Origin of the sequence: Candidatus Gorgyraea atricola, assembly GCA_030765235.1 — a bacterium.
GTDB classification, from domain to species: Bacteria; Omnitrophota; Gorgyraeia; order Gorgyraeales; family Gorgyraeaceae; genus Gorgyraea; species Gorgyraea atricola.
In genome coordinates this window covers 34,670-52,977 of sequence record JAVCCW010000021.1, presented here as the reverse complement: position 1 = coordinate 52,977, position 18,308 = coordinate 34,670, and the positions used below count along the sequence as shown (strand labels likewise).

The 18,308-nt window shown below is 41.9% G+C and carries 20 protein-coding genes; all 20 read right to left on the bottom strand.

The window, feature by feature from the left end; genetic code table 11:
• Positions 1-29 precede the first annotated feature (29 nt).
• Positions 30-770, bottom strand: a complete 741-nt coding sequence (locus P9L93_04535; GenBank protein MDP8230354.1) for a UPF0280 family protein — start codon at positions 768-770, stop codon at positions 30-32.
• A complete protein-coding gene (locus P9L93_04530; protein ID MDP8230353.1) occupies positions 754-1,086 on the bottom strand; it encodes a hydrogenase maturation nickel metallochaperone HypA in 333 nt (110 codons plus the stop codon). The genes P9L93_04535 and P9L93_04530 overlap by 17 nt, the downstream gene beginning before the upstream one ends.
• A gap of 190 nt (positions 1,087-1,276) precedes the next feature.
• On the bottom strand, positions 1,277-2,266 hold the full coding sequence (gene hypE, locus P9L93_04525; GenBank protein ID MDP8230352.1) for a hydrogenase expression/formation protein HypE: 990 nt from the start codon (positions 2,264-2,266) through the stop codon (positions 1,277-1,279).
• A 92-nt stretch (positions 2,267-2,358) separates the two neighbouring features.
• Positions 2,359-2,616: a GIY-YIG nuclease family protein gene (locus tag P9L93_04520; GenBank protein ID MDP8230351.1), complete on the bottom strand. Its 258-nt coding sequence runs from the start codon at positions 2,614-2,616 to the stop codon at positions 2,359-2,361.
• A 59-nt stretch (positions 2,617-2,675) separates the two neighbouring features.
• A complete protein-coding gene (gene hypD / locus P9L93_04515) occupies positions 2,676-3,758 on the bottom strand; it encodes a hydrogenase formation protein HypD (GenBank protein ID MDP8230350.1) in 1,083 nt (360 codons plus the stop codon).
• The gene (locus P9L93_04510; protein ID MDP8230349.1) at positions 3,736-3,942 is read right to left on the bottom strand and encodes a HypC/HybG/HupF family hydrogenase formation chaperone; all 207 of its coding nucleotides are present in this window, start codon (positions 3,940-3,942) and stop codon (positions 3,736-3,738) included. Before P9L93_04510 ends, hypD begins: the two co-directional genes overlap by 23 nt.
• 1 nt (position 3,943) lies before the next feature.
• Complete coding sequence (locus P9L93_04505) at positions 3,944-5,056, bottom strand: hypothetical protein (protein MDP8230348.1); 1,113 nt, start codon at positions 5,054-5,056, stop codon at positions 3,944-3,946.
• 7 nt (positions 5,057-5,063) lie between these two features.
• Complete coding sequence (locus P9L93_04500) at positions 5,064-6,089, bottom strand: hypothetical protein (protein MDP8230347.1); 1,026 nt, start codon at positions 6,087-6,089, stop codon at positions 5,064-5,066.
• A gap of 44 nt (positions 6,090-6,133) precedes the next feature.
• The gene (locus tag P9L93_04495) at positions 6,134-6,388 is read right to left on the bottom strand and encodes a hypothetical protein (GenBank protein ID MDP8230346.1); all 255 of its coding nucleotides are present in this window, start codon (positions 6,386-6,388) and stop codon (positions 6,134-6,136) included.
• Positions 6,364-7,032 (bottom strand): dethiobiotin synthase, encoded by a 669-nt coding sequence (gene bioD / locus P9L93_04490; GenBank protein ID MDP8230345.1) that lies wholly within the window; start codon positions 7,030-7,032, stop codon positions 6,364-6,366. Before bioD ends, P9L93_04495 begins: the two co-directional genes overlap by 25 nt.
• Complete coding sequence (gene bioF, locus P9L93_04485) at positions 6,983-8,170, bottom strand: 8-amino-7-oxononanoate synthase (GenBank protein MDP8230344.1); 1,188 nt, start codon at positions 8,168-8,170, stop codon at positions 6,983-6,985. Before bioF ends, bioD begins: the two co-directional genes overlap by 50 nt.
• Before the next feature lie 21 nt (positions 8,171-8,191).
• Positions 8,192-9,130, bottom strand: a complete 939-nt coding sequence (locus P9L93_04480) for a saccharopine dehydrogenase-like oxidoreductase (GenBank protein ID MDP8230343.1) — start codon at positions 9,128-9,130, stop codon at positions 8,192-8,194.
• 10 nt (positions 9,131-9,140) lie between these two features.
• Positions 9,141-10,103, bottom strand: coding sequence for a biotin synthase BioB (bioB, locus tag P9L93_04475; GenBank protein MDP8230342.1), 963 nt, complete (start codon positions 10,101-10,103; stop codon positions 9,141-9,143).
• Positions 10,104-10,233: 130 nt separating this feature from the next.
• Positions 10,234-11,235: a LacI family DNA-binding transcriptional regulator gene (locus P9L93_04470; GenBank protein MDP8230341.1), complete on the bottom strand. Its 1,002-nt coding sequence runs from the start codon at positions 11,233-11,235 to the stop codon at positions 10,234-10,236.
• Positions 11,232-12,734 carry a hypothetical protein gene (locus tag P9L93_04465; protein MDP8230340.1) on the bottom strand — a complete coding sequence of 501 codons (1,503 nt, stop codon included), beginning with the start codon at positions 12,732-12,734 and terminating at the stop codon, positions 11,232-11,234. The genes P9L93_04470 and P9L93_04465 overlap by 4 nt, the downstream gene beginning before the upstream one ends.
• Entirely contained in the window at positions 12,731-15,274 is a 2,544-nt protein-coding gene (locus tag P9L93_04460) for a hypothetical protein (GenBank protein ID MDP8230339.1), read from the bottom strand. The genes P9L93_04465 and P9L93_04460 overlap by 4 nt, the downstream gene beginning before the upstream one ends.
• A complete protein-coding gene (locus P9L93_04455; GenBank protein ID MDP8230338.1) occupies positions 15,261-15,836 on the bottom strand; it encodes a hypothetical protein in 576 nt (191 codons plus the stop codon). The genes P9L93_04460 and P9L93_04455 overlap by 14 nt, the downstream gene beginning before the upstream one ends.
• Positions 15,833-16,594: a GspMb/PilO family protein gene (locus P9L93_04450; protein ID MDP8230337.1), complete on the bottom strand. Its 762-nt coding sequence runs from the start codon at positions 16,592-16,594 to the stop codon at positions 15,833-15,835. The genes P9L93_04455 and P9L93_04450 overlap by 4 nt, the downstream gene beginning before the upstream one ends.
• A complete protein-coding gene (gene pilM / locus P9L93_04445) occupies positions 16,594-18,120 on the bottom strand; it encodes a pilus assembly protein PilM (GenBank protein ID MDP8230336.1) in 1,527 nt (508 codons plus the stop codon). The genes P9L93_04450 and pilM overlap by 1 nt, the downstream gene beginning before the upstream one ends.
• Positions 18,120-18,308, bottom strand: a complete 189-nt coding sequence (locus P9L93_04440; protein ID MDP8230335.1) for a MerR family transcriptional regulator — start codon at positions 18,306-18,308, stop codon at positions 18,120-18,122. Before P9L93_04440 ends, pilM begins: the two co-directional genes overlap by 1 nt.

The window sequence follows — 18,308 nt, the reverse complement described above, 5'->3', positions numbered from 1 at the left end:
ACTATTACTTCGCTCGCAATGACAAAATACTATTTTAACTCAATATTACCTGATACTCCGAAATCCTTACCTAATACTATCAATGCGCCTTGGATGCCTTTAATAGATGTTGCGAATTCTAGCGCTGGTTTTATGTCGTGCTTGGTTTTAACCCTGTTACATGCTGCTGTTGCTACTGCATCTGCTAAAGCTACTGATTTAGATATTATAACACATGCATCTGCTTTTCCAAAGCTTAAAGAATGGCCCACTGTGCCTGAAGAAGTGCAGATGCCGCATGGCGTATCCTGCGCTTTTACTTTTATAGAGAGCTTGTTGGAAAGTGGTGAATCGCCGGCAAATATGGCCACATGGCGTTCTTTTTCTGATTTTATGAATATATCGCCGCCATTCTCTACTATAATCTCTTTTGTCTCAGATAAAAGCCCTTTACCAACGTATTCTGCAATCGCGCCCGCTATAGCTGCCATTGGGCCGACTCCTGCGAGCTTTGAAGCCTCTAGCATATCCTTTATAATCCCAAGGCGAAACCTCCGCCAACATAGCTGGCGGAGGTTTCGCCTTGGAAGTTCCAGAGGCACAAGGCTAGTCTTAAACTCAGGGTGCTTTTTAATATAATCTTCTATCTGGGCCCTAAATTTTTTTATAAGTTTTTCTGCAGGTTCTTTTATATCTTTCTCAGCAGAAATCAATAGATCTGTCTCGCTCACAATGACTTCCTGCGCGATAAGATCTTTACTATTTGTCCACTTCCTATAAAATCTTTCCATATTCTACTGACTCTATGCTGATACCAGCGCCTTTTGTCACATCACTTAGCTTGCTTTTGCAATTAGGGCAGCCATTCAGGCCCTCGTCTGGGGAGAATTCAGTGTTACAATCCTTACATCTAAATCTTGCCTCGACTTTTTTAAAAGAAAGTTTTACGTTTTCAAGTGCTGTGCCTTTTGTGCGCTCTCTAAAGTGAAATTCAAAGTGATCTGCTGATATATGCTCGAGCTCACCTATAAGGATATTGATCTTCTTTACCTTTGAGTCCGTCTTTATTTTACTGATTATGTCGTCTACAAGACCTATTTCATGCATTAAATGAGCACTCAAGTTACGAAAATCTTTGATTTTCGTAACTTGATCTCCTGTGTTTAGCTTCTTTGAAGGTGCGAATTTAACCCCCACACCAATTATGAGTTATATAACTGTAAACCACAATTGGTGTGGGGGTTAGTTCGGACACATGAGTTACGACAATCTTTGATTGTCGTAACTCATGCCCTCACTAACAGATCCTTGGTAATTGCTCACCTGTTAACATGTCTACAATCCTGGTTCCGCCGATTTTCGTCTTTAGATAAACTTTTTTGTCTTTGCGCTTCTCAACTTCCCCTATTATTCTACTGTTTTTTCCAAGGGGATGTTTTTTTATGCGAGACAAAACTTTTGATGCTGATTTTTCTGAAACTATCAGCATGACCTTGCCCTCATTTGCCATGTATAGAGGATCCATACCTAATATCTCGCACAAGGCCCTGACATTTTCTTTTATTGGGATCTTTTTTTCGTCGATAGTCATATTATAGCCGCACTCTATTGCGATTTCATTCAATGTAGTTGCAAGTCCGCCGCGAGTAGGATCCCGCATAAATCTTATGTCTTTAGATATTATAGACGATATAAGACCATTTAAAGGCGCGCAGTCGCTGAAGATCTTTGATTTAAACTTTAGCTCTTCTCTTGCAATAAGCACTGCCGCGGCATGGTCACCCATAGTACCGCTAAGGATGATCTTATCGCCTGGCTTTATGCGTCTAGATGAAAGTCTTGCGCCCTTGTGCATCTCGCCTACACCTGATGTATTTATAAAAATCTTATCCACTGCGCCCTTTTCAACTACCTTAAAATCACCTGCAACTATATACACACCCGAGGCTTTACATGTGGCTTTTATAGATAGGGTTATTTTCTCAAGATCCTTGTAGTCAAATCCTTCCTCAACGATCATGCCGCAGGAAATATATTTAGGTTTAGCGCCGCTAACAGCCAGATCATTCACTGTCCCGCAAATAGAGAGCTTTCCAATGTCGCCGCCTGGGAAAAATATTGGACTTATAACAAAAGAATCTGTTGTATATGCCAGATTTTTCTCAATAAGCGCGGCATCACCTAAATTATGTAAATATGGGTTGTCCAGATTCCTGACAAAGAGTTCCTTTATCAGTTCATGCATCAATGTCCCGCCGCTTCCGTGAGATAATGTTATTCTTTTCATAAATGAGCACTTCAGTTGCATCATCCATAGGATGATGCAACTGAATCTCCTTGATTAACTTCTGTGAAGGTGCGAATTTACCCCCACACCAATTATGTAGATACGCTTGCTTCTATTCGTTTCTTCAGCTGCGTAAAAGCACGAGATCTTAATTTTAAGTTTAACTCTCTAGCTCGAGCATCCTTTTCAGAGCCATATGCCTCACAATACACCAATTTAAAAGGCGCTCTTGCTTTAGTAGAAGAAACTCTACCTCTATCATGTTCTCTCATTCTACGCTCTAGATCATTTGTAAATCCTATATACAACTCACTGTCTTTTCTGCTTTTTATCACATATACATAATACATAATTGGTGTGGGGGTCAAGTTCGGACTTATAAGTTACGTCAATCAAAGATTGACGTAACTTATGTCCTCACTTGATATCTATAATACGCTGCGCATGTGCCTTCGCTTGAGACCATGCACGCGCCCTGGGGTTTTTCAGGTGTACATTTCTTGGCAAATAACCTGCAATCAAATGGCGTCTTTATACCTTTAAGTATATTGCCGCACATACATCCTTTGTCAGACGCAGTTTTTATCTCTGGTAGCTTAAATGACTTCTCAGCGTCAAACATAGAATATTTTTTAGAAATCTTCATGCCGCTTTTAGGCAATACTCCCATGCCTCGCCACTCAGAGTCCTCTATTGTAAAAACATCTTCTAATAAATGCAAAGCCTTTTTATTGCCCTGTTCTTTCACTATTCTCTTGTATTGGTTTTCAACCTTTATTGCGCCTGACGCGATCTGCTCTACGAGCATCAAGATGCCCTGTAAGATATCTAGTGGCTCAAAACCTGCTATGACGCAGGGTATATTAATGGTCTTATAGGGCAAGGTACCTATAATAGTACTTACATGCGCAGGGCACAGGAAGCCATCTATATTGATATCGTCATCAGCGATCAATATCTTCATCGCAGGAGGAATTATTTTATGTCCTGAATATACGAAAAAGTTCTTGAGTTTTTTCTTGTTTGCATATGCTATACTTGCTGCAACTGTAGGAGAAGTAGTCTCAAAACCTATGCCAAGAAATATTATTTTTTTATCAGGATTCTCCTCAGCAATATCTACTGCATCTAAACAGGAATATACGACTTTTACATTGGCACCCTTTGCCCTCTCTTCTGCCAAGCTGGAATTAGAACCAGGTACCTTTAACATGTCTCCAAACGTAGTCAAGATTACATCGGGCAGTCTGGAAAATGCTATTGCCTTATCTATATAGGATTTTGGCGACACGCACACAGGACATCCTGGGCCTGAGATAAGATTTATATGTTCGGGTAGCATCTGACGAATGCCGAATTTACAGATCGACATTGTATGCGTACCGCACACCTCCATTAGATTTATAGGGTCAAGGCCCTTAGCCTTTTCAAAAATGGCCATGGAGATCTTTTTGGCAATTTTACTATCTCTAAATTCGTCTAAGTATTTCAAGTGTTTCCTCTGCTTGTTTAGGGTCGAGCTTTTCTATTGCAAAACCTGCATGCACCATTACATAATCGCCTATTCTGGGGCTAGTCAGAAAATTTATGGCGATCCTGCGCTCTACACTGCCACTGGATACAATGGCCCTGTCGCCTTCTATTTTTTTAATCTTCATTGGTATAGCTAAACACATGTTATGCTCCGGCTAATACTGCCTGGCCTAACGCAATGTTTCCGTCGTGGCTAGGCAAATTCTTATGTAAATATACCTTGAATCCCTCTTTTTCTAAAAGTGGTGGTGTATTTTTCGATAAATACTTATTCTGAAACACGCCGCCGCTCATACAGACCCTGTTGATTTTATATTTCTTTCTCAATAAAATACAGACATCCTTTATCATATGACAAACCGCATTATGAAACTTAAGCGAAATCTCACCCTTACTCTTCTTAGCCTTTAAATCCTTAACTATAGCCTTGATAACCGGCGTCCAATCAATAATACCATCTTTATATGTGAAGCTATACTTCCCTTGTCCTTTGCCTGCCCCGTACGAAATCTTTGATTTTCGTATGGGGTCCCTTGTCCCTTGCCTGCCCCGTACGAAATCTTTGATTTTCGTATGGGGTCCCTCAATAGCTCTCTCCAGCTCAACCGCCGCCTGCCCCTCATACTCTGCCCTATCACAAATCCCAACAAGCGACGATACTGCATCAAAAAGTCTACCCATGCTAGAAGTAAGAGGCGAATTTATATCTTTATCCATCATCTGCGCGAGAAGTCTTGTTTTCTCCTTATCTAACCTGGTTAGATTTGCTAGATTAGAAGCACGAAGATAGCTAAAGGCCATGCGCCAGGGTTCTCTTACTGCTGCTTCTCCTCCTGGCATAGAGGCGTATTTTAGATGTGCTGCTCTCTTAAGGTCTTTAATGCTACCTACAAAAAACTCTCCGCCCCAGATATTAGCGTCTCTGCCAAATCCAGTGCCGTCAAATGCAATGCCTATTATCTTACCTTTAATATTATTATCTGCGATGCAGCTTGCCACATGCGCCTCATGATGCTGAATCCTTTTTACGCTTTTAGCTAAATTATTTGCCAGCTTAGTTGAAGCATATTCCGGATGCATATCGCACGCTATAAGCTTTGGCTCTGGTTTTATTTTTTTTATCTCTTTTTCAAAGCGATGAAAATTCTCTGCCTCACTCAGGTCTCCAAAGGAGTTTGAAACATGGAGTTTTCCATTTTTAATAAGGCAAAAGCTGCCTTTTGACTGCGCACCTAGTGCAAGAATTCTAGTCTTCATGTAACCTTTATAAGTTTTTCTTTGCCAATTGTGCAACTTTGGTAAGCTTTGTTATTATATCTTTAGTCAACTCTTCGGAAAGCGTAGCCATGCCACAACTTGGGGTAAGCAAAGAATTAGAGATCAATAAATTTCGAGGGACTCCTTTTTTCTCCAGATTTGCTATTTCTTTGGATAATTTATTAAATAGGGTCTTCTCGTCCTCTTTCAACACTGAATCAGACGTAGGTACAATGCCCCATGCGAGATATCCTCCTTTTTTCAGAAACCCTGTTATTTCTTTAGGGTATAGCGAAAGGCTCTCCGCATATAAATAGGCATCAAAATTTATTATATCAACTGATGTCTCTGCGAGCAATGACCAGTCTGTATTGCCACAGCAGTGAATACCCGTAAGGCAGCCTTTTGCGTGGATCTTATCTATGACTGCATTGAGCGCTAAGATTACGTCATGGCGTTCTAAATTTACATAACTGGAACCAAAACTCGTTAGGTATGGCTCATCTATAAATATTATGATATTTTTGGAAAGTTCTTTTAGTTTATCTATCTGCCAGCTAGCCTTGATCTCCAAAAGCTTGATCAGTGCTTCTTTAAGCGTGTCATTATATATTATAGATTTTCCTTTTTCATCTGTAACACCAAGGCCAAAACTTATAGGTCCTGTAATATGACCCTTTACATGATCAAACTTTTTTTCCGCGTCTAAAAATGCGTAAAACCCCTCGGCAAAGTCCTTTGTAAGGCCAAGCGAAGCATAATCCTCTGATATATAGGACTCGTATAGTTTGCCCAGTTCTTCGCTCAAATCCTTTGTGCTATCAACGTGGATCTTTCGATTTTTCTCGTCTATAACTAAGGAAGGTAGCCCTACGGCAAACTGCGTATACATGTTCTCTTTAAAACCTCTTTTTGGAAGCTGGGGCCAGAATGGTATGTCAAAATTTTTGCAGACCACTTCAACACCCTTCTTCGCATCAAGAAGCGGCAGACTACCTATTCCAGTTGTGAGAAATTTTCCCCTTATCTTCATAATATTCTATTTTAACATCAAATAAGTCTATTTCAAATATAAAGTTATTTCCTAGCCTTAACTAACTCCTTACCAAGCTCTTTTAAGATATAGGTACGCGTTAGGCGGCCCTGGGTATTATACCTATAAATCTTTGCATTTTCTCTGTCAAAAAAATATATCACGTCACTTGCCGCTGTAAAAGTAAGGCTAGAAGGTGTGATAGACTGACAGGACACTTTTCTTGAAAATGCTGAAAATAAAATGTAGGTACAGAGAACGCCAATAATAAAAATTAAAATTCTACTCTCCTTAACCATTTCATCCTCCTTTTGTTTCGGTCTCTACTATATGGCATTATGCCAAAAACCTTTACTCCGGATAATTTCTCGATAACCCTTGGATTCGTTTTTACAGACATGCCATTTCTCATGTATGACGTGTGATTAAATATAATGCCTGCGATCTTTATCTTTTTGCTCTGGAGCAGTTTTACTGTCATGAGCGTGTGATTTATCGTGCCGAGGTCCGGCCTTGCCACTATAATAGCCGGGAGTTTCATTTTTGAGATCATATCCAGGACATAAAATGCCTTTTTAGCTTTTTTATGTATCGGCACCTTTATTCCGCCAATACCCTCTACTATCATCAAGTCATTTTCTGTGGATAGCCTCTTAAAGCTCTTCCATACTAATTTCATATCTACTGAACCAGCGACCATAGGCGCCAATGGCAATTTTAATGATACAGGATTTATATCCCTGATTAAATCTTTTGAATGAGAAGCCCTTTTTAGTATCTCAGCGTCGCTAGAAGCGCCTGTTGCAATAGGCTTCATCACGCCTACCTTGAAACCTTTTCTTGAAAGAAATCTTGCAAGATAGGCTGCGACCTCGGTTTTGCCAACGCCTGTATCAGTTCCTGTTACAAAAAAGCCCTTTGTTCTTTGTCTTCTTGAGTACATCTATGACCCTTTCTATCTGTTCTCTAGTATGCGTAGCCATTAAAGATGTGCGTATCCTGCACTTTGTCTTTGCTACTGTGGGCGGCCTGATGCCTGGCGCAAAAATGCCTTCATTGAACAAAAATTCCGCGGCCTTCATGGTCGAAGAAAAATCTTTTGTACGTAAAGGGATTATCTGCGTCTGGGTATCCATGATGTCTAAATCTAATTCTGAAAGAGCAGCTGTGAATCTTTTTACATTAGACCAAAGTCTATCTTTTAAGCTAGTATCTTTTTCTATTATCTCAATGGCCTTTATGCATCCATTGACTATTGCTGGCGGAAGCGCAGTGGTGTATATAAAGGACCTGGCATTGTTACGAATATATTCGATCAAGGCCTTAGAGCCAGCTACAAATCCTCCCAGATTCCCGAATGCCTTGCTAAACGTCCCCATCTGTATATCTACGCCTTTTTCTATACCAAAATGTTCACACGTGCCTTTGCCTTTTTCACCAAGTACGCCTGTTGCATGCGCATCATCCAGCATTAAAATGGCATTGAACTTTTTAGCAATTTTTATTATTTCAGGAAGTGGCGCTATATCACCATCCATGCTAAAAATACCGTCGGTAATAATGATTTTTTTCTTGCACGAGGTATCTTTTTTTAAGATATCCTCTAATCTGTCGAGATTTTTATGCGGATAGGTTCTTAATTTGGCGCTGCTCAAACGCGCACCATCTATGATGCTGGCGTGATTTAATTTATCACAGACTATGAGATCTTCTTCTCCTGCAAGCGCGCTTATTGTGCCTACATTTGCCATGTAGCCTGTGGGAAAAATAATTGCAGCTTCAGTACCTTTAAAACCTGCTATTTTTTTCTCCAGGTTTTCATGCAGGTTCATATTGCCAGAGATGAGACGGGAGGCAGATGCGCTTGCGCCAAATTCCTCTGCTGCCTGCACCTGCGCCTTGATTATTTCCGGATGACTGGCCAAACCTAAGTAATTATTAGAAGAAAGGAGTATTACTTCTCTATTGTCAACTATAACAACAGGCCCCTGCATGCTATCAACACACTTCATCTCTCTGAAGAGCCCCTGCTCCCTCAGTTCCCACAACTCCCTCTGTAATATTGAATCTAAAGTAGACATTTCCGTCAGTGACTGTTTTGTCTACTTTAGGATCATGGGCATGAATTCTGTGGAGCCGAATATGCCGTAGATCTTGTGTTGTTTTAGCCAGATGGCGCGCTTCAGGTAGCCGAGCGCAGGGCCGATCACATTGGCTGCCATGGATGTCTCGTCTCCAAGTATGAACCTGTGACTGGAACGCTTACCTTCGAATGTCGTGCCTGTGAGTGTCATGGTCGTGGAAACAGGCTTTTTTGCATGCCTTGTATCCATTACGCCGCCCACTGAAACCTTTTTCATGGAATCCACAACGCCTGCTTTTTTGAGCAAGACATCGTCAGCGTGTTCCATATTACGCAGCTCAAGCTTTCCATCTCTCTTATTTAAAAGATCATTCACGTCTTTATCTGTCATTCTTTTTGCGCGCATGACTGTATAACCTGGGAGATGCGCAATGTCTTCTCTGATCGTTGCCCTGTATGTATCCCAGTTCGAGATACCTACCCCCCACCAGATATTTACATCCTCGATCTCTGTAAATGACTGCGCTGCCAACACTGCCGCAGCTGATAAAAGTCCTGGTGTTGCGCCGCACCCGGCTATATAGGTGCTTTTGTTCTTCTTCAATCCGGCATCTAATTTCATCATTAATTTCATCGCGCTTGTGCGCTTCAACGCGCATGTAAAAACTCCGCTGTATTTTGCTTTTATGAAACGCTTTACTACGTTTGGAATAAATTCATTTGGCAAATTCGGAAGCGCTACAAAAATACCGTCGTATTTATTTTTTAACTTTATGATCTCGCCTATGGGGTCCTTTGAGGCCCTGGATCTTCCCAGATCTTGAGTAGTTATGCCTTTCTCAGAATATAGATACCCCTCTGAATCACAGATCGCGACAACCTTAGCGTCTTTTTTCTTTGCCACAACATCCAAACACGCCTTACCTAATCCCCCTGCCCCTAAGACTGCTAATTTCATATGCTCCTCCTTAAAGTTTGAATCCCAAGTCTCTTGCCATCTGTAGATCCTGCTCTACAGATCTGCCTTTTGTAGTTAGATAGCCTCCTATTATCATGCCGTTTGCGCCTGAGGTAAATGCCATTGCCTGCATGTCACGTAACCCTAATTCCCTGCCACCTGCTACCTTTATAATAGCATCCTGCAGGACCAGCCTGAAAACCGCTACTGTCTTTATAATCTCCCATGGTGAAAGCGGCTGTATGTCCTCGAGCGGGGTGTCTTTTCTTGGATTAAGTATATTTATGGGCACACATTTTACGCCAAGCTCCTTCAAGGTAAACAAAAGTTTCAGCCTATCCTCAACTCCCTCGCCCATGCCTATAATCCCGCCGCAGCAAGGCCCTAACCCCGCATCCTTTAACATACCCACCATATCCAATCTATTCTTGTAAGCATGTGTCGTGCAGATCTCTTTATAAAAATTCTCTGAGGTCTCAAGATTATGATTATATCTGTCAATGCCCAGTTCCTTCAGTTCTCTAATCATAGCCTCATCAAGCCTGCCAAGAGAACAGTCTACTTTTATACCCACATCTTTTTTAATTCTCGCAATTGCCTTTTTTATATCCTCAAATTCTTCCTTGGTCGGCCCTTCTCCGCTAATCACTATGCAAAAATTAGCAGCGCCTATCTCTTTTGCCTTTTTAGCCGCGTCTATCATTTTCTCGACGCTAACCAGGGAATAAACCTCACAACCTGTGTTGTGTCTTGCGGATTGCGCGCAAAACTTACAGTCCTCTGAACACAGGCCGCTTTTTGCATTTATCAAAGAACAAAGATTCATCTTATTGCCGCAATGTTCCCGCCTGACAGTATCAGCGGCATGCATCAAAAAAGGTAATTCTCCTCTGTCTGCATTCAAGAGAATCCTCGCCTCTTTAAACCCCAACTTTTTGCCAGAGGAAACCTTATCTAAAATAGTTCTAATCATACTAAAACAAACACAACTTTAGACTCGTGCAAGGCTCATCTTCTGTAGGCCAGGTTTAAACCTGGCCTACTAATGTAAAGTTAAGTATATTGTAAAGGTGGAGGTTGGAATTGTCAACCTAAGCGTGAAGTTAGGTTAACGATTGGCAGGAAGAGCGTTCTATGAGTTCGCACGGAAGCGTGATCCGCTTATTGCCTTTGATCTTCCCTGTAATGATCTTGTGCAGTGTCTCTGTGGCTGTAACAGCCATCTTGTGCAAGGGCTGCCTTATTGTAGTAAGGGCTATTGGAGAAAAATTCAGGGCCAACTGATTATCATCGAACCCTATCACAGAAATATCTTCAGGTACATTGACCCCGCTCTCAAGCAAGACCTGTATGGCACCCACAGCCATCTCGTCGCTCGCGGCAAATATGGCTGTAGGAGGAGTCTTCATCTTTATAAGCTCCTTTGTTGCCCTGATCGCAGAGTCTCTTCCAAAGTCTCCGTATTTTACAAAATTTTTCCTTTTCTCTATTTTTTTCTTTTCAAGACCACTTAAATATCCATCCAGTCTGTCAATAGCTACCTGCGATTTTAATTCACCTGCAATAGTGGCGATCTTTGTATGTCCGAGTTTAGCAAGATATTCCACTGCCTTGATCGCTGCATTGAAATTATCAATAGAAACGCAGCTCACTGGCAAATCCCTGGTCAAATAATTCATGATCACGCACGGTATATCGATCTTAAGCACGTTGTCTACCTGTTCTTCGTTTCCTATGATATCGGAAAATATCACTCCCTCCAGCGCCGAGGTATTTAAAAATGTCTCTCCGTTGGTAATATGTAAAAGTAGATCCAGTTTTAATTTCTCTACGCCTGCGCCGACACCCTGCAGAATCTGCAGAGCATAAAATGAATGAAACATATCAGCATATCTCGGGATAACAAGGCCTATGGCGTTATTGCTTTTTGATGCAAGTCGCTGAGCGCTCACATTGGGCCTGAATTTGAGTTTTTTTACCGCGGCCTGGACCCTGGACTTATTTTCTTTCTTAACCGTAGACAATCCATTCATGACCCTGGAGACTGTTGCAATAGAAACGCCTGCAGATTTCGCTACATCTTTAATATTAATTATTTTATTCATCGTAGTTTCTCCCCGCTCTGGCTCAGGATGCTGGCGGTCACGAATATCAAGAGATTCTTTCGCTCAACGCTATCCGAGTCTTTTCTGAATAATACACCCAGCAAAGGCAGATCCCCTAAAAAAGGTGTCTTTGTGCGCGTATTAGTCCTGGTCTCTTTTATTAAACCGCCAAGCATTATGGTCTCGCCGTTTTTTACCATTACATTCGTGGTAAGATTCCTTGTGGTGAATTTAGGTAGGCTGACTTCTCCGCTGAATACAAATGCATCCCGGGTCGCCTCACTCACCTCAGGCCTTAATGTCAATGTAATGGTCTCCTTGTTGCTTCCCACATTTGGCGTTACCTGAAGTAATATACCTATATCCCTTGTCTCAAAACCCTGTGCTACATTTACAAATCTTGTTTCGTTTACACCATCTACTGTGCTGAGATATTTTCCATCTCCGTCTAAATCCTGTTTTATTAAAGTCGGTTCATATCTCGTGGGATATACAAACTCATTTACTATTTCTATAGTCGCAGTCTGATTATTTAAGGTAGTAATCTTTGGCGCGGAAAGTGTTTTTAATTTAGTTGTCCTCTCAAGCGCGTGCAGTACTGCTGAGAACTGCGGCTTTGTCAGCATGCCCTGATAGGTGAGATTAAGCCCTTCATTGGGCGCTCCAGTAAATGGTGAAAAATCTGAACCGCTTCCGCTGGAGATCTGGTTTACTGGCACACCTGCATCTTTATAGATGGCAAAAGGGCTGTCCAGGCTAAGATTTACGCCTAACTCGCTCAGGTCTGTAACATTTATTTCAACGAATCTTGTCTCTATCAAGATCTGCGTTGCATCAATGTCTAGATTATAAAGTATATCTTCTACGATCTTTAGATTCGATGGGCTATTGGTCACAATAAGCGCGCCTGTGCGCTCATCTAAATTTATCTTGGAATCACTTGGCCAGACCACTGCATCCTCAAGCACATCCTTTATGGTACTGACATTGGATATGCCTGCTGCGCCTCCAAAACCTTCTCCTGTTGAACTGGCTGTCTTGCCGCTAAACTCCGTGAACATGGCAAGGCCCTGATCCAGATAGTAGATCCTTGTCTCTAATGTCTCTTCCTCCATAGCATCAAATGTATCCACCCATACCGCGTTCTTCTCTATCCTGTAAACAAGGCCCTGATTCCTGAAGATATATTTTAAAAGACCATCTAACGCCATATCCTTTACCCTGATAGTTACTTTCTTATCCTCAGGCTCAACACTCGGGCCCGCGATTATATTTACGCCTGTAGCCTCTGATAGAAAATCCAGCACATAATCAAGACTCACATCCCTGAAATCCACTGTTATGAGAGTCTGGAGTTTTTCTCTTATCTCAGGGACATCTACGATAGAATATTTTTCAACATCATCGCTATCCCTTAAAGAGTGAACCTCGTAGGCAAAAATAGTCCCTGGCAAAATAAGCAACCCAATAAATAAATATATAAGAATTCTCTTTATCATTGCTCTCGCCTTATTGGTTCAGTCTCAGGGACATTTACCATTACCCTCTCACTATCATCTAAAATAGTCGCAGTGACAAATATCAAGAGATTCCTGCGCTCAACACCCTCGGAATTCTTTCTGAAGAGTCCCCCTACTATAGGCAGATCGCCAAGAAAAGGCACCTTGGTCTTTGTGTTTGTGTTTGATTCGCTTATCAGCCCGCCCATCACAACTGTCTCGCCAGTTTCAATAATAACACTTGTGCTTAGATTCCTGGTCTTAAAGTTAGGTATTGAAACACCTCCTGAATATGAATACGCCGATGTACTGGAATCCTGCTCACTCACTTCTGGTGTCAAGGCAAGTGTGATGGTCTTATTGTCCACGCCTACGCTCGGCTTGACATGCAGGAGTATACCCACATCCCTGGTCACAAAATCCTGAGGTATGTTTGCCCATTCTGTCTCTCCTGCATCGTCAAAATCTCCGTCTCCGTTTATGTCATACTGCACTAAACTCACCTCATATCTCGTGGGATATATATATTCATCTATGACCTCTATAGTAGCTGTCTGATTATTTAAAGTGGTTATCCTGGGCGCAGAAAGTGTTTTTACATTCTGCTTTTGCTGGAATGCGTGAAGTATTGCCTGAAACTGCGGGTGACTCAATATGCCCTGATATGTAAGATTAAAACCATAATCTGCATTAGCAAAATCAGAAAAATCCACTCCGCTATTGGATGCAAAACCATGCAGGTTCTGTTTCGATTGATTCTGCTTGGTCCCCCAATCACTATTCAGCTTCCACTCGACACCCAGCTCCTCTGTATCAGTGATCTTTACTTCCAGAAACTTTGCCTCGACCAGGACCTGCACTGGAGTGACATCGAGATTATAGATCAGATTTTCAACGACCTCGAGATTTGAAGGGATATTGCTTATTATAAGCGCGCCTGTGCGATCATCCATGGTCAGCTTTGAATCCTTTGGCCAATCCACAGCATTTTCAAGCACATCCTTTACTGTCTTTACTTCTGTGGAGGCGGAAGAGGTGCCGCTTTCAGAATCAAAGGTCCCTTCAAAGTCCGCAAACCTGCCAACGCCCTCTTCCAAAAAATATACCCGCGTCTCTATCTGTTCGTTATCGAGTTCTTCCTCTGTTGTTACCCATACAGCGTCCTCTTCTATCCTGTAGACAAGCTCCTGCGATTTCAGGATATATTTTAGTGCGTCCTCGAGCGGCATATCCCTGATCTTTATGGTAACAAGCTTCTCCTCCATGTCTATTTCGCCAGATGGTATTATATTGACACCTGTTGCGTCAGATAGAAAACTCAGGACATAATCCAGCTCTACATCCTTAAAATCAACACTGATGGGTATCTTCAAGCGTTTTCTTATCTTAGGGACTTTGACAAGATGCATTATTTCTTTCTTTTTCTCCAGAGTGCCGTATTTTTCTTCAGGGAGCAGGTGTTTTTTAGCCACCTCTAAAAGCATATTTTCTTCTACGATCTCCCTTGCCCTTTTCAAGGCATCTTCCTGTCTCTTGATCTTCTGCTTCTCGACATAGTGAGACATGTCTTTGAATCTTTCATTCTCAGGAAACTCTGCCATGGCTATATTTAAAAGAACCTCTGCCTCGTTAAATCTATTCTCTTTTACCTTTCTTCTTATATCATCTGTCAAACCTTCTATCCTCACGATCCTGTCTCTTATCTCTTTTGCCTTGAGCCTGGCCTCAAATATCTTTCTAAGTCTTTCTTTCTCTCTTTCTTTTCTCGCGCGTTCCCTCTCGCGACGCTCCTCTTCTATCTGTTTTTGCCGCGCCTCCAGTTCCATCTCGATCTTTGCGCGCCTCGCAGCCTCCATCCTTGCTAAAAGCTCTCTCTCCTCCTGCGCCTTTATCTGGCCCTGCGCCTTACCTATAAAAGAATCTGCCTGCGAAACCAGCCTATTTTCAGGGTCCGACTCCTTTATCTTTTTAAACTCCACGATAGCCATGGGGTAGTTTCCTTTTCTATAATAAGCCAAGGCCTGCTCGTAAGTCTCTCTCGCGTTCTGCCCTAACGCATCTATCTTTTTCCTCTGAGCCTGTTGAGCTCGCCTTCTCCTTGTTTCTTCTTCGCGCAAAATCCTCTGCTCTTCCTCCAATAACCTCTTTTCTTCCTTTTTTGCAATCTGGTCTAATTCATCCTGGGCTATTTTCTCTGCCTCGCTCAGGACCTGTTTTTTCATCTTGGCCCATTTCCTGTCCTCCAGCATCATTAATTCCTTCATCCTGGCCCTGGATTTATCGATGTATATTTCTGCAAAAGGCGTAAAATAAGACTCTTTCTGAGAGGTCTCTATCTCTATGAGGTTTTCGAATACAATGACAGACTCTCTGTATTTACCGCTTTCAAATAAAGACATTGCCTTTTCAAAATATCTCCTCAGATCGACCTTTGAGGCCACCATGGTCCTGCCATTGGAAAATCCGGATGCGCTGCTACATAGAAGGAGAGAAAACACCAAAGGCAGTATTATAAGTATATAACCTTTATTTTTCTTCATCTTTAAGGCCTTTCTCTTCTTTCTTCTCTTTCTTGACTTTCTTTTCTTTTTTAGCAGCGCTCAATACAAGTTCTTCCCCGCCTCTTTTTTTAAGAACGACTTCTTTCTCATCTATGCTCGAGACCAGGAAATCGCCTACCATGTCCCCTTCTTTAGCAAAAAAACTTTTGCCTGTGCCCTGGTCTTCAATAACAACCATTATCTTTGAGCCCATTGTCACTTTGCCCTTATATTTGAAGATCGGCTCTTTCTTCTCTACCTTCACAGCAATAGGTTCCGCCTTTTTAACCCCGCCTTCAGTCATGACCTTGAAAAAAGGGCTGCGTTTTAAAAGAACGTTATAGGCAGTCAGTTTATCGAATGCCTTTATCGCGCTAAAATCCCATCTGTCTTTTAGCTCGGCCTTTTTCTTTGCCTTGCTCTTCTTGGTCGCGAGCTCAATATCCTTCATCAATTCCCTTGTCGCCTCTTTTTTCTTGCCCTGCGACCCAAACCCAAAGATCAATATCACGATAGAAACTACCAAGAGCAACAAAAATATTATCTTCTCTTTTATTATCATTCTGTCGCTCGCGCTATATTAAATGTACTCATTACGAGACTTACCTCTATCTTGCCATTATCAAGATCCCCGCTTTTTATATGCATCTCTTTTACTGAGACTACAGGACTCGCGTTTTTAAGTTCCAGCAAAAGAGATATAAGGGCCTCGGTATCTATCTTCACTGAGATCTGAACGGGTATCTCTGAGTAAAGGACTTCTTTACTCAACGATTCTATATAATCTATGGACCTTAACGGTTTTATAGCCGTAAATTCTGTTGTATCATTCTCTAATAATATACCTGTCACCATCTCCACTGTCTCCAGTTGCCTGAGAAGTGTGTCCACCATGCGTTCCTTTGGGAGTCCGTCGCCAAAACCCAGATTTTCCGGAAGGCTTATGCTTTTTGCGTCAGCAGTATCTGAAAACTTCTTCATTGAAGAGTGCAGCTTATCTATGAAATAGAGGCCTGCCTCTGTAGTGGACTGGGCTATTCTGGTCTTTTCAGGATCTATAAAATCCATGATTTCTGTAAACTTTTCTTCCAGTTCAAGGGTCTGGGTCTCTAATTTTTTAAAACTCTCTTTGGATGGGAGCGACCCTGTGCGGGCAATATACTTTTTTATATCTGTGCCTTTCCGGTCCAGCTCATCATCGAGTATAGAGCTTCCATCTCCAAGAAAAGGACTTAGCACAAATATATAAATAAGCACTATCGCGCCAAGCGCTATCAAGCCCTGCTTCAATATTGTCTTTTCTTTCTGCGTCTTTAACATCACTCGTTCTCCGTCACTACTACGTCCATTGTTATTGAAAACTTCACTACTTCCTCGAGTGTTGTCTCATCTGTCTCTATAGAAGAAGAAATAGGTTTTACATCCATAAATATCGGTGAAGACTTTAGGCTCGAGACAAAATTCGTCACTGACTGGTACGAGGCAGCCTTACCGCTCATATCCAATCTCGCAAGCCCGCTCTTCTCCAATGAGACTATGCCTGAGACATCTGTAACCCAAAGCTCCTTTGGCTGGATGTCAGAGATTATCTTCAGGCAATCGAGCCAGACAGCCCTTGATGAAGCTGTCTGGTGCAAGACATCTATTTTTTCCTTTAATATATCCTCTTTATCCTGCATCTTTTTTATCTTTGGCTCATAGGTCCTGTAAAGTTCGAGCATCTCATCTATCTTGCCGAGCTTAGCCCTCTTTACAGAATAGTCCTGTCTCATAAACATTGAAAAGCTTACTATGATAACTGCTGTCATGGCCATTGAAAGTTTTGAATATAGGCCCTTCTGGCCAAGAAGCTGAGTCTCCAAAAGTATCTCTTTCAGAAAGTTTACCTCTATCTTTAATCCTGTCATACCTCTTAAGCCAAGGCCAATAGCCACGGCAAGCTGGTTTTTAATACCTTGCGACTCTGTATTGGAAAATGCACTTTTATCTATCTGCAATTTCCTGAATGGATCAAGTATTTTCGGGGCCATGTCAAACTTAGCAGAGATCGCGGCAACAAGGTCCTGGATCAGCGAACCGCCTCCTGTAAGGATAAGTTCATTAAGCTTCTTTGTAGCTGATTCTTCGCCGCTCTGCATAAAATAATATTCTATTGAGCGTTCTATCTCTCCTATAAGTTCCTCTATGCCCTGCTCTTTTGCCTCTGTTATTCTCTCGCCTGCTATTGGAAAACTCCTTATCCATATGTTTCCCTGTTTAAAGATGATCAGGTTACTCGAGCGCTCACCTATGTCTAATATGGCGCCGAGCTTAGCCTCCTCATAATCCTCATTAAAACTCATACAATTATAAAGGGCTATGGGCGATACATCTATGAGGTTAGTAGCTAATTTTATGCTCTTTAATTTCGCGATCATATCATTTATCAGGTTCTTTTTTATCGCCACTATTACTGCTTTTTTAGTGGCCTTCTTGTCTTTATCCAGCAGCGACCAATCCCATGCCACTTCGTTCAGGGGAAATGGTATTTGATTCTGCGCCTCGAACTTCATTGTTTGCTTGAGCTTGTCCTCTTTTGTCTGCAAAAGCTTCACGAATCTCACAAAGACTGACTGGCCGCCTGCAGCTATATTTACATTGCGCAACTTTATATTGTTCTCAGAAAATAGCTGTGATATCAGCTGAAGGATCACCTTATCCCTGTCCATCTTAAGGTCTTTTGGGATCTCCTTTACGCCAAATTTATTCAGGAGAATAGTGTTGTCTTTGGCCCTCTTAAGCTCAACGAGCTTTATAAAGCGAGTGCCGATATCCAACCCTATTGAGGTATTGGCCAGCTTAACCATCAGCGTTCCCTTCCCATTATGGTCTTAAGACGCCTGATCTCATCCTCAGTATACTCCCGCCATCCATTTACAGCATTACGCTTAGGCTTAGGGAATACCTTCTTATTCTCATAGCGAATCAATGTCTGCTTTGATATGCCCAGAAACTCAGCAGCCTCTGTCGCTGAATAGTATTTTTCCTTATTCAT